Source organism: Cellulomonas triticagri (assembly GCF_003696205.1).
Taxonomy (GTDB): domain Bacteria; phylum Actinomycetota; class Actinomycetes; order Actinomycetales; family Cellulomonadaceae; genus Cellulomonas; species Cellulomonas triticagri.
In genome coordinates, this window is record NZ_RFFI01000112.1 from 1 (window position 1) to 14460 (window position 14460).

The 14460-nt window shown below is 76.0% G+C and carries 9 protein-coding genes; 4 read left to right on the forward strand and 5 right to left on the reverse strand.

The window, feature by feature from the left end; all coding sequences use genetic code 11:
* The 3 genes from EBM89_RS16505 to EBM89_RS16515 form a co-directional block, all read right to left on the reverse strand.
* On the reverse strand, window positions 1–893 hold an 893-nt coding region (locus tag EBM89_RS16505), incomplete at its 3' end, for a maltokinase N-terminal cap-like domain-containing protein (RefSeq protein ID WP_439647196.1).
* On the reverse strand, window positions 890–2584 hold the full coding sequence (gene treS / locus EBM89_RS16510) for a maltose alpha-D-glucosyltransferase (RefSeq protein ID WP_439647197.1): 1695 nt from the start codon (window positions 2582–2584) through the stop codon (window positions 890–892). The genes EBM89_RS16505 and treS, both read right to left, overlap by 4 nt.
* Window positions 2585–2658: 74 nt before the next feature.
* Entirely contained in the window at window positions 2659–4656 is a 1998-nt protein-coding gene (locus tag EBM89_RS16515) for an alpha-1,4-glucan--maltose-1-phosphate maltosyltransferase (RefSeq protein WP_122150754.1), read from the reverse strand.
* 405 nt (window positions 4657–5061) lie between these two features.
* Between EBM89_RS16515 and glgP the strand changes: the two genes are divergently transcribed.
* Window positions 5062–7638, forward strand: coding sequence for an alpha-glucan family phosphorylase (glgP, locus tag EBM89_RS16520; protein WP_122150748.1), 2577 nt, complete (start codon window positions 5062–5064; stop codon window positions 7636–7638).
* Between the two features lie 160 nt (window positions 7639–7798).
* On the opposite strand, the gene glgX is transcribed toward glgP, so the two are convergent.
* Window positions 7799–10108 carry a glycogen debranching protein GlgX gene (gene glgX, locus EBM89_RS16525; protein WP_233571801.1) on the reverse strand — a complete coding sequence of 770 codons (2310 nt, stop codon included), beginning with the start codon at window positions 10106–10108 and terminating at the stop codon, window positions 7799–7801.
* 85 nt (window positions 10109–10193) lie between these two features.
* Here glgX and EBM89_RS16530 point away from each other — a divergent pair, with 85 nt between their 5' ends.
* Window positions 10194–11018, forward strand: a complete 825-nt coding sequence (locus EBM89_RS16530; RefSeq protein ID WP_122150750.1) for an electron transfer flavoprotein subunit beta/FixA family protein — start codon at window positions 10194–10196, stop codon at window positions 11016–11018.
* A gap of 64 nt (window positions 11019–11082) precedes the next feature.
* Window positions 11083–12066: an electron transfer flavoprotein subunit alpha/FixB family protein gene (locus tag EBM89_RS16535; RefSeq protein ID WP_122150751.1), complete on the forward strand. Its 984-nt coding sequence runs from the start codon at window positions 11083–11085 to the stop codon at window positions 12064–12066.
* 35 nt (window positions 12067–12101) lie between these two features.
* Here the strand turns inward: EBM89_RS16535 and EBM89_RS16540 are convergent, their stop codons facing one another.
* Window positions 12102–13229: a phosphotransferase family protein gene (locus EBM89_RS16540; protein WP_233571802.1), complete on the reverse strand. Its 1128-nt coding sequence runs from the start codon at window positions 13227–13229 to the stop codon at window positions 12102–12104.
* 39 nt (window positions 13230–13268) lie between these two features.
* On the opposite strand from EBM89_RS16540, the gene EBM89_RS16545 reads away from it, so the two are divergent.
* Window positions 13269–14460: cysteine desulfurase family protein (locus tag EBM89_RS16545; protein ID WP_147463589.1), on the forward strand; the 1192-nt coding region annotated here is incomplete at its 3' end.

The following is a 14460-nucleotide window of genomic DNA, read 5'->3' on the forward strand; positions in this document are numbered from 1 at the left end:
CCGGCCCCGCGAGCACCGGCCTCGCTGTCGCCGGCCGTCCCGGCGGCGGACGCCACGCGGTCCGCGGGGCGCGACACGGGGGAGGGCGCCTCGCCCGCCCCGGGGGCGGTGGGGAGCACGCGCGCGAGCGCGCGGTGCATCTGCCCCACGACGGCCCCGAGCTCGGCGGCCAGGTCGCCGAACGACTGGCCGGAGCCGGCCATGTCGCACGCGAGCTCGAAGCCGTCGCGCGCGCCGGGGACGAAGGCGCTGAGCACCCCGAGGTGCCCGTGCGCGGTGTGGTCGCCCTCGGGCCACTCCGCGCCCAGCCAGGCGAGCGGGCGCGGGACGTGCGTCCACCCGGCGTCGGCGAGCGCCCGCGGCACGTCGACGTCGGGGTTGTCGCCCTCGGACAGGCCGCGGAAGACCTTGAGCATGGCCGTGGACCCGTCGGGTCCGGCGCCGGGCAGGATCACGGAGGTGTTGGACTGCTCGCCCGGGACGACCTTCGGGGCGCCGAGCCCGTCGGCGGGTGCGGCGGGGACCCCGGCGGCGCGGTCGGCCTCGGCGAGCCAGGCGCGCTCGAACTCCGGCTGGCCCGCGCCGTCGAGGACGGCGGTGCCGTCGGGCAGCCGGCCGATCAGGGCCACCTCCTCGGCCGAGGTGTGCGCGTCCGGGCCGCGCAGGACGACCGGCACCTGGAGCACGGCGCCCGCCCCGGTGCCCTCGGCGCGCAGGAGCAGCAGCCGCACCTCGGCGGCGCCCTCGGGGTCGGTGAGGGTGAGCCCGCCGACGGCGGAGACCTGCGCCTCGGTGCCCTTGACGGGGAACCAGCGGCGTCCGGGCAACCAGGGCGCGAGCAGGGCGGCGAGCGCGTCGTCGCGCTCGTGGTGGACGACGCGTCGTTCCGTCATGGTGTGGTGACCGCCAACCAGTAGAAGTCCCGGGAGCCGAGCGTGAAGGTCGCGGTGCCGTCGGCACCGACGTCGGGGAAGCCCGCGCCGCCGAACACGTCGCGCAGCTGCGACCCGGCCAGTGCGGCGGGCAGCCGCAGCGTGGTGGCGCGGGCGGTGGAGGCGAGGTTGGCGACGCACAGCAGCGTCTCGTCGGGCGAGCGGCGCAGGAACGCCAGGACGGCGTCGTTGTCGCCGGTGACGACCTCGAACGTCCCGAGCCCGAGCGCGGGGTGCTGGCGGCGCACGGCGAGCATGCCGCGCACCCAGTGCAGCAGCGAGGTGCTCTGGGCGATCTGCGCCTCGACGTTGACGTTGTTGTAGTGGTGCACGAGCGACTGGATCACCGGCAGGTAGAGCTTGCCGGGGTCGGACGTCGAGAAGCCGGAGTTGCGGTCCGGGGTCCACTGCATCGGGGTGCGCACGGCGTCGCGGTCGGGCAGCCAGATGTTGTCGCCCATGCCGATCTCGTCGCCGTAGTACAGGCACGGGCTGCCCGGCAGGGACAGCAGCAGCGCGTGGGCGAGCTCGATCTCCTTGCGGGAGTCGTCCAGCAGCGGCGCGAGCCGGCGGCGGATGCCGATGTTGGCGCGCATCCGGGAGTCCGGGGCGTACCAGCCGTACATGGACGCGCGCTCCTCGGTGGACACCATCTCGAGCGTGAGCTCGTCGTGGTTGCGCAGGAAGGTGCTCCACTGCCCGCCGCCGGGGATGGCGGGGGTGTCCGCGAGGATGTCGACGATCGACGTCGCCCGCTGGTCGCGCAGCGAGTAGTAGATGCGCGGCATCACCGGGAAGTGGAAGCACATGTGGCACTCGGGCTCAGCCTCGGTGCCGAAGTAGTGCACGACGTCCTCGGGCCACTGGTTCGCCTCGGCGAGCATGATCCGGCCCGGGAACTCCCGGTCGATCATCGCGCGCAGGTCGCGCAGGAACCGGTGCGTCTCGGGGAGGTTCTCGCAGTTGGTGCCGTCCCGCTCGTACAGGTAGGGGACGGCGTCGAGCCGGAACCCGTCGACGCCGAGCCGCAGCCAGAACCGGGCGACGTCGTGCATCGCCTCGACCACCCGCGGGTTGTCGAAGTTGAGGTCGGGCTGGTGGCTGAAGAACCGGTGCCAGAAGTACTGCCGCCGCACGGGGTCGAACGTCCAGTTGGACGTCTCCGTGTCGACGAAGATGATCCGGGCGTCCTGGTACCGGGTCGCGTCGTCGGACCACACGTAGAAGTCGCCGTACGGCCCCTCGGGGTCGGACCGGGACGCCTGGAACCACGGGTGCTGGTCCGAGGAGTGGTTCATCACCAGGTCGACCACGACGCGCATGCCCCGCTCGTGGGCCGCCGCGACGAGCTCCGTGAAGTCCTCGACGGTGCCGTACTGCGCGGCCACGGCCGTGTAGTCGGAGACGTCGTAGCCGCCGTCCCGCAGCGGGGACGGGTAGAACGGCGGCAGCCACAGGCAGTCGACGCCGAGCCACTGCAGGTAGTCGAGGCGGTCGCGCAGGCCGCGCAGGTCGCCGCTGCCCGAGCCGTCCGAGTCGGAGAACGACCGGATCATCACCTCGTAGAACACCGCGGTGCGGTACCACTCGGGGTCGTCGGACAGGCCGCCGCCCCCGGGCACGGGGACCGCGGGCTGCCGGCGCGGCGGCAGCGCGGAGACCGCGATCTGCCCCGTGGGCGGTGCGGCCGGAGCCGACCCGGGCAGCCCGCCCGTCCCGGCGGGGGTCACACCCGCTCCACCACGATCACGTGCGCGACGCGCTGCTGCGGGTCCAGCCGTACCCACGGGCGCTCGTCCCAGGCGTAGACCTCCTGGGACAGGACGTCGTGCGCGACGAACCGGGAGCCCGGCTCCAGGCCGAGCGCCGCGAGGTCGAGGTCGACGACGCCGTCCTGCGCGGAGCGGGGGTCGAGGTTCACCACCGCGAGCACCGTGTCGGCCACGCCGGTGGGGGACAGGTGCGCGGGCAGGTGCCGGGAGAACGCCACCAGGGAAGGGCTCGAGGTCGGGTGCACCGTGACGTTGCGCAGCTGCTGGAGCGCGGGGTGCGCCCGGCGGATCGTGTTGAGCGAGCGCAGCAGCCGGGAGATGCCCAGCGGTTCGGCCGCCGCCCAGTCGCGGGGCTTGAACTCGTACTTCTCGTTGTCGATCTGCTCCTCGACCCCCGGCCGCGGGACGTCCTCGACCAGCTCGTAGCCGGTGTAGATGCCCCAGGTCGGCGCGCCGAGCGCCGCGAGCACGGCCCGCAGCGCGAAGCCCGCCACGCCGCCGGTCTGCATCGTCGGCGTGAGGATGTCGTGGGTCGTCGGCCAGAAGCTCGGGCGCATCCACGAGCCCTGCTCGTCGCCGACCTCCGCGAGGTACTCCTCGAGCTCCTCCTTGGTGTTCCGCCAGGTGAAGTACGTGTACGACTGGTGGAACCCGACGCGGGCGAGGTTGAGCATCATCGCCGGGCGCGTGAACGCCTCGGAGAGGAACACGACCTCGGGGTGGGACGCCCGCACGTCGGCGAGCAGCCACTCCCAGAACGCCAGCGGCTTGGTGTGCGGGTTGTCGACGCGGAACGCCGTCACGCCGTGGTCGATCCAGACCTGCAGCACGCGCCGGACCTCGGCGTAGATGCCCGCCGGGTCGTTGTCGAAGTTCAGCGGGTAGATGTCCTGGTACTTCTTCGGCGGGTTCTCGGCGTAGGCGATGGTGCCGTCGAGGCGGGTCGTGAACCACTCCGGGTGCTCGGCCACCCACGGGTGGTCGGGGGAGCACTGCAGCGCCAGGTCGAGCGCGACCTCCAGGCCCTCGGCCCGGGCACGGGCCACGAACGCGTCGAAGTCCGCGAAGTCGCCCAGCGTCGGGTCGATCGCGTCGTGCCCGCCGTCGGGGGAGCCGATCGCGTACGGGGAGCCGGGATCGCCGGGGCGGGCGTCCAGGGTGTTGTTCCGGCCCTTGCGGTGCGTGGTGCCGATGGGGTGGATCGGCGTCAGGTAGACGACGTCGAAGCCCATCCCCGCGATCCGGGGCAGGTCCTCCGCCGCGGTGCGCAGCGTCCCGGACGTCCAGGTGCCGGTGGCCTCGTCGTAGGTCGCGCCGATCGAGCGCGGGAAGATCTCGTACCACGCACCCGCCAGGGCGAGCGGGCGGTCCACCACCAGCGGGTACACCGGGGACGGGCTGAGCAGCTCGCGCACCGGGTGCGCCGCCAGGACGGCCCGGACCTCGGCGGACAGCCCCGCGGCGAGGCGAGCCTCGGCGGGGCGGGTCTCGTCGCGCAGCGCCGTCACGGCGTCGCGCAGCAGGGTGCGGGCCTCCTCGGTGACCGGGGTCCCGGCGTCGTCGGCGGCGCGGTCGGCCGCGCGCTCCAGCAGGCGCGCGCCCTCCTCCAGCACCAGGTCGACGTCCACGCCCGCGCCGACCTTGAGCGGGGCGTCGTGCGCCCACGTGCCGAACGGGTCGGACCAGCCCTCGACGCGGAAGCCCCACGCGCCGGGCTCGTCGGGGACGAGGCGGGCCTCCAGCCGGTCCAGGCCGGGGGCGATGTCGACCATCGTGGCGCGCGACCGGTCCCGGCCGTCCGGGCCCACCAGCACGGCCGTCGCCGCGCACGCGTCGTGGCCTTCGCGGAACACCGTCGCGCGGATCGGCACCGCCTCGCCGACGGCGGCCTTCGCGGGCCAGCGCCCGGCCTCGACCACGGGGGAGACGTCGACCACCGGGATGCGGCCCATCGGGGCGTGCCCGCGGTCGGGCGGCAGCGGGGCGGTCCGGGCGCTCCCGGACGCCGGGGCGCTTGCGGTCACGGCGACGGGCACCGGCGCGGCGGCGGCCGGTGCCGGGACCGGGGCTCCCGACGGGACGCTCGACGCGGACTCGCCCGGTACCACGGGCGCTGCGGTGCGGGGGCGGGCACGGCGCGTCGCGGGCTCGCGCGGCGGAGGTGTCGACGTCACGGGTCCGAACCTATCCACTGCGGTGCTGCTCCGGCATCCGGACGGGCCGACCAGGTGCGCGCCGTCGTACGCCGCGGCCGGCCTCGCAGGTGCGGGGACCCGCACCCGGACCACCCACCTACCTGCGACGAGATGGCCGGGGACCCTGTCGCGGGGGGTGCGGGCGTGCGTAGTCTCGACCGGGTGAGAGCCATCCGCCGATTCACCGTCCGCACGTCGCTCCCCGCCGCGCTCGCCGACCTGGACGAGCTGGCCCACAACCTCCGCTGGTCCTGGCACGCGCCGTCGCGCGACCTGTTCGCGGCCATCGACCCGGACCTGTGGCAGCAGGTCGGCGGCGACCCGGTCGCCCTGCTCGGCGCCCTGCACCCGGAGCGGCTGGCCGACCTCGCGGCGGACCCCGCCGTCGTCGCCGCCGTGCGCGCCGCCACCGCGGACCTGCACGCCTACCTGGGCGAGCCCCGCTGGTACCAGCACCGGCAGGCGTCCGACGCGTCGCTGCCCGCCGCCGTCGCGTACTTCTCCCCGGAGTTCGGCATCACGCACGTGCTGCCCCAGTACTCGGGTGGCCTCGGCATCCTCGCGGGCGACCACCTCAAGAGCGCGTCCGACCTCGGCGTCCCCGTCATCGGCGTCGGGCTGCTCTACGGGGCGGGCTACTTCACGCAGTCGCTCACCCGCGACGGCTGGCAGGTCGAGACCTACCCGCTGCTCGACCCGGACGGCATGCCCCTGACGCTGCTGCGCGAGCAGGACGGCACGCCCGCGGTCGTGCGCGTCGCCCTGCCCGGGGACCGCACCCTGCACGCGCACGTCTGGACCGCGACCGTCGGCCGGGTCCCGCTGCTGCTGCTCGACTCCGACGTCCCGGAGAACGACGAGGCCGCCCGCAAGGTCACCGACCGGCTGTACGGCGGCGGCGGGGAGCACCGGCTGCAGCAGGAGCTGCTGCTCGGCGTCGGCGGCGTCCGGGCGCTGCGGCTGTGGTCGCGGCTCACCGGCGCGCCGGTGCCGGAGGTCTACCACACCAACGAGGGGCACGCGGGGTTCCTCGGCGTCGAGCGGATCGGCGAGCTCGTGGGCGCCGGGCTCGGCTTCGACGAGGCGCTGGAGGCCGTGCGCGCCGCGACGGTGTTCACCACGCACACGCCGGTGCCCGCCGGGATCGACCGGTTCGAGGCGTCCCTGGTGCACCAGTACTTCGGCGGGGCCAACGCCACCGAGGGCGTCCCGGTCGAGCGGGTGCTCGCCCTGGGTGCCGAGGACTACCCCGGCGGCGACCCGCTCATGTTCAACATGGCCGTGATGGGCCTGCGGCTGGGTGGGCGCGCCAACGGCGTCTCCGTGCTGCACGGCGAGGTCTCCCGGGGGATGTTCAACGGCCTGTGGCCGGGCTTCGACGACGTCGAGGTGCCGATCACGTCCGTCACCAACGGCGTGCACGCCCCGACGTGGGTGGACCGGCGGCTGTCCGACCTCGCCGCCGAGCGCCTGACGCCCGAGGAGCTCGCGGACGGCACCGGGTGGCTGACCGACGCGGTCGGCGACGCCGAGCTCTGGGACCTGCGCCGCACCCTGCGCGCCCAGCTCGTCACGGACGCCCGCCGCCGCGTGCGCGCGTCGTGGGGGCGGCGTGGAGCCAGCCCGGCCGAGCTCGGCTGGGTCGACGAGGTGCTGTCGCCCGACGTCCTGACCATCGGGTTCGCCCGTCGCGTGCCGACCTACAAGCGGCTCACGCTGATGCTGCGCGACCCGGAGCGGCTGCGGGCCCTGCTGACGCACCCCGAGCGGCCCGTGCAGCTCGTCATCGCGGGCAAGTCGCACCCCGCCGACGACCAGGGCAAGCGGCTCATCCAGCAGCTCGTCCGGTTCGCCGACGAGGCCGGGGTCCGGCACCGCATCGTCTTCCTGCCGAACTACGACATCGCCATGGCCCAGACGCTCTACCCCGGGTGCGACGTCTGGCTGAACAACCCCCTGCGCCCGCTGGAGGCGTGCGGGACCTCCGGGATGAAGGCCGCGCTGAACGGCGGGCTCAACCTGTCCATCCTCGACGGGTGGTGGGACGAGTGGTTCGACGGCGAGAACGGCTGGGCCATCCCCACCGCCGACGGCGTCGAGGACCCCGACCACCGCGACGACCTCGAGGCCGCCGCGCTGTACGAGCTCATCGAGCACCAGGTCGCCCCGCGGTTCTACGACCGCGACGAGCGCGGGCTGCCGCTGCGCTGGCTCGAGATGGTGCGGCACACGCTCGCCACCCTCGGCCCGAAGGTGCAGGCCACCCGCATGGTCGCCGACTACGTCGAGCGGCTGTACGTCCCCGCCGCCGTCGCGGGCCGGGCGCTCGCGGGCGACCAGTCGTACGCCGGCGCGCGCGAGCTCGCCGCCTGGAAGGGCCGCGTCCGCGCGGGGTGGCAGGGCGTGCGGGTCGACCACGTCGAGTCCGGGGGTGTGGGGGAGGTCCCGCAGGTCGGCGACGCGCTGCGCGTGCGCGCCTACGTGACCCTCGGCGACCTGGAGCCCGACGACGTCGAGGTGCAGGTCGTGCACGGCCGGGTCACCGAGTCCGACGAGCTGCAGACGTTCACCGTCGACCCGCTCGCGCTCGTGGAGACGTACGAGGGCGGTCGCTACGGGTTCGCCGGGGACCTCGTCCTCGACGCGTCCGGGCCGTTCGGGTACTCGGTGCGCGTCGTCCCGCGGCACGCGGGCCTGGCGTCGGTCGCGGAGGTCGGCCTGGTCGCCAACGCGGTCTGACCCGGGCCGCCGCGTCCGGTCGGGCCGCCGCGCCCGGCGGTCGGGCCGGGCCGCGAGGCGAGGCCAGGAGGTCGGGTGGCCGCGTCCGGTGGTCGGGCGGGTCAGGTCGTCGCGTCCGGCGGCCGAGTCGGGACGTCCGGATCAGGCCGGGACGTCCGGGTCAGGCCGGGACGTAGACGCGCAGGCTCAGGGGCTCCAGGTGGGCCTTGGCGCCGGAGTCCTGGTGCAGCGCCCCGTTGATCGCGGCGGTCCGCGCCTCGTCCGGGTGCTCCCACGTGGAGTCCCACGCGAGCCGCCAGCGCGTCGGCCGGTCGTCCGCGAGCACCACCGTCACCGGGTCGAGGGACCCGTTGACGACCAGCAGCACGGCGTCCTCGGAGCTGGCCTCGGCTTCCGCCGCACCCTCGGCATGACCGGTACCCGGCCCGCCCTCCCCACCCGACGCGCCCTGCGCGACCGGACCCGTGGGGACGGCGCGCAGCATCTGCAAGGTGCGCAGGTCGGCGTCGTGCCAGCGCTCGTGGGTGAACGCGGCACCCGTCGGGTCGAACCAGGTGAGGTCGGGGCGGCCCGCGCCGACGGGGCGTCCGGTGAAGAACCGGGTGCTGCGCAGGGCGGGGTGCGCGCGCCGCAGGGCGGTGAGGTGCCGGGCGGTGGCGAGCAGGTCCTGCCGCCAGGGGCCGAGGTCCCAGGACACCCAGGACAGGTCCGTGTCCTGGCAGTAGGCGTTGTTGTTGCCGCGCTGGGTGCGGCCCATCTCGTCGCCCGCCGTGATCATCGGGGTGCCGGACGCGAGCAGCAGCGTCGCGAGGAGGTTGCGGACGGAGCGGCGGCGCAGCGGGACGATGTCGGCGGCGACGGAGTCCGCGGGGACGGGGCCCTCGACGCCGTGGTTCCAGGACCGGTTGTCGTCGGAGCCGTCGCGGTTCTGCTCGGCGTTGGCCTCGTTGTGCTTGTGCTCGTAGGCGACGAGGTCGGCGAGGGTGAACCCGTCGTGGGCGGTGACGTAGTTGACCGAGGCGTGGGGCCCGCGGGCGAGCGGCGGGTCGGAGTGCCCGAACAGGTCGACGGACCCGGCCAGGCGGGTCGCGAGGTCGCGGACCCGGTGCTCGGGCAGCCCGTGGGCGGCGCGGGCGGGGTCGGCGAGCCAGAAGGAGCGCACGGAGTTGCGGAACTTGTCGTTCCACTCGGCGAACGGCGGCGGGAACTGCCCGGTGCGCCACCCGCCGGGGCCGACGTCCCAGGGCTCGGCGACGAGCTTGAGGCCGTGCAGGGCGGGGTCGGTGGTGGCGGCGACGAGGAACGGGTGGTCGGGGTCGAACCCGCCGTGCCCGCGCCCGAGGGTGACCGCGAGGTCGAGCCGGAACCCGTCGACGCCGACCTCCTGCGCCCAGTACCGCAGGGAGTCCAGGGCCATCCGGACGACCTCGGGCCGGCGCAGGTCGAGGGTGTTGCCGGTGCCCGTGACGTCGGCCAGCGCGGCCGGGTGGCCGCCGTCGTGCAGGTAGTAGACGCCGGAGTCGAGGCCCCGCCACGACAGGTGCTGGCCGGGCAGCCCGCCCTCGCAGGTGTGGTTGTAGACGACGTCGAGCAGCACCTCGATGCCCGCGGCGTGCAGGGCGTGCACGGCGGTGCGGAGCTCGTCCAGGACGGCGGCCGGGCCGGCGGCGCGCGCGGCGGCGGTGGCGTACGGGGCGTGCGGGGCGAAGAACCCGAGCGTGCTGTAGCCCCAGTAGTTGGTGAGGCCTTTCTGCACGAGGTGCGGCTCGGAGGAGAACGCGTGCACCGGCAGCAGCTCCAGGGCGGTGACACCGAGCGAGCGCAGGTGCTCCACGACGACGGGGTGCCCGAGCGCGGCGTACGTCCCGCGCAGGTGCGGGGGCAGGCCCGGGTGGCGCAGGGTCAGGCCGCGGACGTGCGCCTCGTAGACCACCGTGTCGGACCACGGGACGTGCGGGCGGTTCGCGGCCGGGTCGACGTCGTCGCCCGCCCCGCGGTGCCCCGGGCGGCGGTCGAGGACGACGCCGTGCGGGACGTGCGCGACGGAGTCGCGGGGGTCGGCGTCGCCCGCCGGATCGCCCACCAGGGCGTCGTCCACGACGTGCCCGTAGGTGGCCGGACCGTGGTCCACCTCGCCGACCAGCCCGTACGCGTACGGGTCCACCAGCAGCTTCGCGGAGTTGTAGCGCAGTCCGGACTCCGGCTCCCACGGGCCGTGGGCGCGCAGGCCGTACCGCTGCCCGGGCCGCACACCGGGCACCCGCGCGGAGAACAGGCCCGGGACGGTGCCGTCGGGCGGGTCGAGGCGGACGCGGCGCTCGGCCCACCCGGTCGGCGCCGCGGGGTCCGCGTCGAGCAGGCACAGGTCCACCGCGTCGGCGTGCGGCGCGAGCACGCCCACCTCGATGCCGTCGGCGGTCACGTGCACCCCCGGTCGGGGCGCACCGGGCGAGGGGGCGGCGGCAGTCACGCATCCCATTCTGGCCCCGTCACCCGCCCCACCTGCACGGACCGGTCCCATGTCGCCCACGGCCGGGGCGGGTAACGTTCCCGGGGTGAGAATCGTGGTGTGCGTGAAGCACGTGCCCGACATCCAGTCCGACCGCGCGCTGGGGGCTGACGGCCGCCTCGTGCGCGACGGCGGGGACGGCACGATCAACGAGGTCGACGAGAACGCGGTCGAGGCCGCGGTCGTGCTGGCCGAGCAGGTCGGCGAGGCCGAGGTCGTGGTGGTGACGGTCGGCCCCGACGACGCGGAGGACGCCGCCCGACGCGCGCTGCAGCTCGGCGCGGACGCCGCGGTGCACGTGCTCGACGACGACGTGGCCGGGTCGGACGCGTTCGGCACCGCCGCCGTCCTCGCCGCCGCGGTGCGGCGGCTCGGCGCCGACGTCCCGGTGGACCTGGTGGTCACGGGGATGGCCGGGCTGGACGGGCTCACGTCGTTGGTGCCTGGAGCCCTGGCGGCGCTGCTCGACCTGCCGCAGCTGACGCTCGCCGCCGACGTGGCTCTCGCCGACGGGGAGATCACGGTCCGCCGCGACCTCGACCACGCCACCGAGGTGCTGTCCGCCCCGCTGCCGGCGCTGGTCTCCGTGTCCGACCGGGCCAACGAGCCCCGGTACCCGAACTTCCAGCGGATCATGGCCGCGCGCAAGAAGCCGGTCGAGACGCTCACCCTCGCCGACCTCGGCGTCGACCCCGCGACGGTGGGCGCCGCGGGTGCCCGCACCGCCGTGGTCGAGGCCGCCCCGCGCCCGCCCCGCACGGACCGGGTGCTGGTCAGCGACGACGGCCAGGCCGGCGCCCGGCTCGCCGCGTGGCTCGTCGAGCGCGACCTCGTCCGCCCCGCCGCCCCGCCGACGGGGGAGGTGCTGTGAGCCCCCGCAGCGCCCTCGGCGCCGTCGCCACCCGCCGTCCCACGCCGACCTCGGAGGTCCGGGCATGAGCACCGTCCTCGTCCTGCTCGACCACGCCGACACCGGCGCGCTGCGCGGCAGCGTCCTCGAGCTCGCCACCGTCGCCCGCGACCTCGCCGGGGACGGCGGCGCCGTGCACGGCCTGTGGGTCGGCGACGAGCCTCTGGACCCCGCCCTGCCCGTGCTCGGGCGGCACGGGGTGTCCGTGGTGCACGCCGCAACGACCGGCGCCGCCGACCCGCGGCTCACGCCCGTGCTCGCCGAGGTGCTGGTCGACGCCGTCACCGCGTCGGGTGCGACGGTGCTGCTCGCGCTCTCGACGTTCGAGAACAAGGAGGCCGTCGCGCGGTTCGCCGTCGCCACGGGGGCGGGCGTGGTCACCGACGCCGCCGCCGTCGAGCGCGACGCCGAGGGGCGCGTCGTCGCCGCGAAGACCGTCCTCGCCGGGACCTGGACCACCCGGTGCGCCGTGCTCACCGACCCCGCGGTCGTGCTGGTGAAGGCCGGCGCGGTCCCCGCCCGCGAGGTCGACGCCGACGCCCCCGCGCTGCCCGCCGTCAGCGCCCGCGAGGTCGCCGTCAGCGAGCGCGCCACCCGCGCCCGCGTGGTCGAGCGCACCGCCGAGGAGCCCACCGACCGACCCGACCTCGCGGCGGCCGACACCGTCGTGGTCGGCGGGCGCGGCACCGAGGGCGACTTCACGGCGCTGGAGGCGCTCGCGGACGTGCTCGGCGCGGCCGTCGGCGCGACCCGCGTCGCCACCGACGAGGGCTGGATCGGCCACGAGGCGCAGATCGGCCAGACCGGCGTGACGGTGTCCCCCCGGCTGTACATCGGTGCCGGAGTGTCCGGCGCCGTGCACCACCGCGGCGGGATGCAGGCGTCCGGGACGGTCGTCGCGATCAACAGCGACCCGGAGGCGCCGGTCTTCGAGATCGCCGACTACGGGATCGTGGGCGACCTGTTCGTGGTGCTGCCCCAGCTGACGGAGGCGCTCCGGGCCCGCTGACGGCGGCGGCCCGGGCCCGGCGGCCCGCGCCCGGGTCAGGCCAGGGCGCGGAGCCAGGCGACCGCCTCGCGGGCCTGGGCGCCCTGGAACCGGCGCAGGTTCGGGATGCCGACCGGCGGCGGCTGCATCGCGCCGTGCGCGAAGTACCCCGCCAGCCCGGCGACCGCCGCGCGCAGGCGCTCCGGGTCGAGCCCCCGGGACGCCGGGCGCGACCAGAAGATCCGCTGCGGGTCGCCGCCCTCCTGCATCGCGACGCTCGGCAGCATGAACGCCAGGTCCAGCCACGGCGCCCCCACGCTCGCGTGCGGCCAGTCGATCAGGGCCACCCGGCCGCCGTCGTGGTCGTGGTCGATGAGCACGTTGTCGGCCCGCAGGTCGCCGTGCACCAGCGCGCTGCCCTCGCACGCGGCCAGCGCCTGGGACTCCCACGCCACCAGCACGTCCAGGTGCTCGCGCACCCACGCGCCCGCGTCGCCGGCCCAGCCCGCGAGGCGGTCCAGGTCGGCGCCCGGCAGCGCGGCGATCCGCGACCAGCCCGAGAAGTCGTCGGCCAGCAGGTCCGCGGTCGTCGGCAGCGCGTGCCCGGGCAGCGGCTCCGCCTCCGCGAGGGTGTCCATCGCGCGCAGCACGAGCTCGAGCTCGTCCGGCCGCCACGGCAGCTGCGGGGGCCGACCGGCCGCGACCTCGAAGCCCAGCAGCACCCAGTCGCCGTCGTCGTCCGACCACAGCAGCGGCGGGGCGGGGACCTGGTCCGGCAGCGCGGCGGCCGCGCGCACCTCGGCGCGGGCGAGCTCCGGGGACTCGGGGTTCTGCTCGGGGGAGACGGCCTTGACGAAGACGCCCCGCCCGTCGGCGAGCTCCAGCACCGCGGCGAACCCGGGGCTGAACCCGGTGTTCGCGCTGGTCTCGGCGGTGACCTGCGCGCCCGCGAGCGTCTGGATGCGGGTGCGCACGGTGCGGGGCAGGTCGCGCCAGTCGAGCCGCTGCCCGCTGAACGCCAGCGGGGCGAGCGTCGGCAGCGCCTCGCCCGCCGGGGACGGGACGGCGGCGGCGCCGGGCGACGACGGAGCCGACGACGCCGGCGGGGTGCGCTCGGCGGGCGTCGGCAGGGCAGGCAGGACCGCACCCGCCGGGGGAGGCGTCGTCGCGTCGTCGGCACTCACGGGGCACATCCTGGCAGAACGGTTCGTAGACTCGTGCGGGTGAGCGCGTATCTGGACCACGCGGCCACGACGCCCGTGCTCCCGGAGGCGGCCGCCGTGCTGGCCGAGCACCTGACCCGTCCGGGCAACCCGTCGTCGCTGCACACCTCCGGCCGGGCGGCCCGCCGCGTCGTCGAGGAGTCCCGCGAACGCCTGGCCGCCGCCCTCGGCGCGCGCCCCAGCGAGGTGCTGCTGACCGGCGGCGGGACCGAGGCGGACAACCTCGCGATCAAGGGCCTCTACTGGGCGCGCACCGCGCAGGACCCGGCCCGCACCCGGGTCCTGGTCTCCGCCGTCGAGCACCACGCCGTGCTCGACCCGGCGGCGTGGCTCGCCGAGCACGAGGGCGCGGACCTCGTGCTGCTGCCCGTCGACGACCGGGGTCGGCTGCGCACCGACGCCCTCGCCGCGGAGCTCGCCGCGCACGGTGACCGCACCGCGCTCGTCTCGGTCATGTGGGCGAACAACGAGGTCGGGACGCTGCAGCCCGTCGCGGAGGTCGTCGCCCTCGCGCACGCCCACGGCGTGCCGGTGCACGTGGACGCGGTGCAGGCCGTCGGGCAGGTGCCCGTGGACTTCGCGGCGTCCGGCGTGGACGCCCTCACCGTCAGCGGGCACAAGCTCGGCGGCCCGGGGGGCGTCGGCGCCCTCGTCGCCCGCCGCGACCTCGCGCTCGTCCCCGTCCAGCACGGCGGCGGCCAGGAGCGCGGCGTCCGCTCCGGCTCCCTGGACGTGCCGGGCATCGCGGCGTTCGGCGTGGCCGTCGAGCGCGCCGTCGCCGACCGGGAGCAGACCGCGGCCCGGCTCGCCGCGCTGCGCGACGCCCTGGTGGCCGGGGTCCTCGCGGTCGTGCCCGACGCGGTGCTGCGCGGCGCGACCGGTGCGGGGGAGCGGCTGCCCGCGAACGCGCACCTGACCTTCCCCGGCTGCGAGGGCGACTCCCTGCTCTACCTGCTGGACGCCGCCGGGGTCGAGTGCTCGACGGGGTCCGCGTGCCAGGCCGGGGTCCCGCAGCCCAGCCACGTGCTGCTCGCGATGGGCGTCCCCGAGGGCGACGCGCGCGGCGCGCTGCGGTTCAGCCTCGGCCGCACCTCGACCCGCGACGACGTGGACGCGCTGCTCGCCGTGCTGCCGGGCGTGGTCGAGCGCGCCCGCGCCGCCGGGCTCGCCGCCGGACGCCCCGCCGACCGCC

Excerpts from the sequence above, each read along its gene's own strand:
- EBM89_RS16515 (WP_122150754.1), bottom strand. The coding sequence starts at position 4,656 with ATGGGCCGCATCCCGGTGGTCGACGTCTCCCCCGTGGTCGAGGCCGGG.
- EBM89_RS16535 (WP_122150751.1), top strand. The coding sequence starts at position 11,083 with ATGAGCACCGTCCTCGTCCTGCTCGACCACGCCGACACCGGCGCGCTG.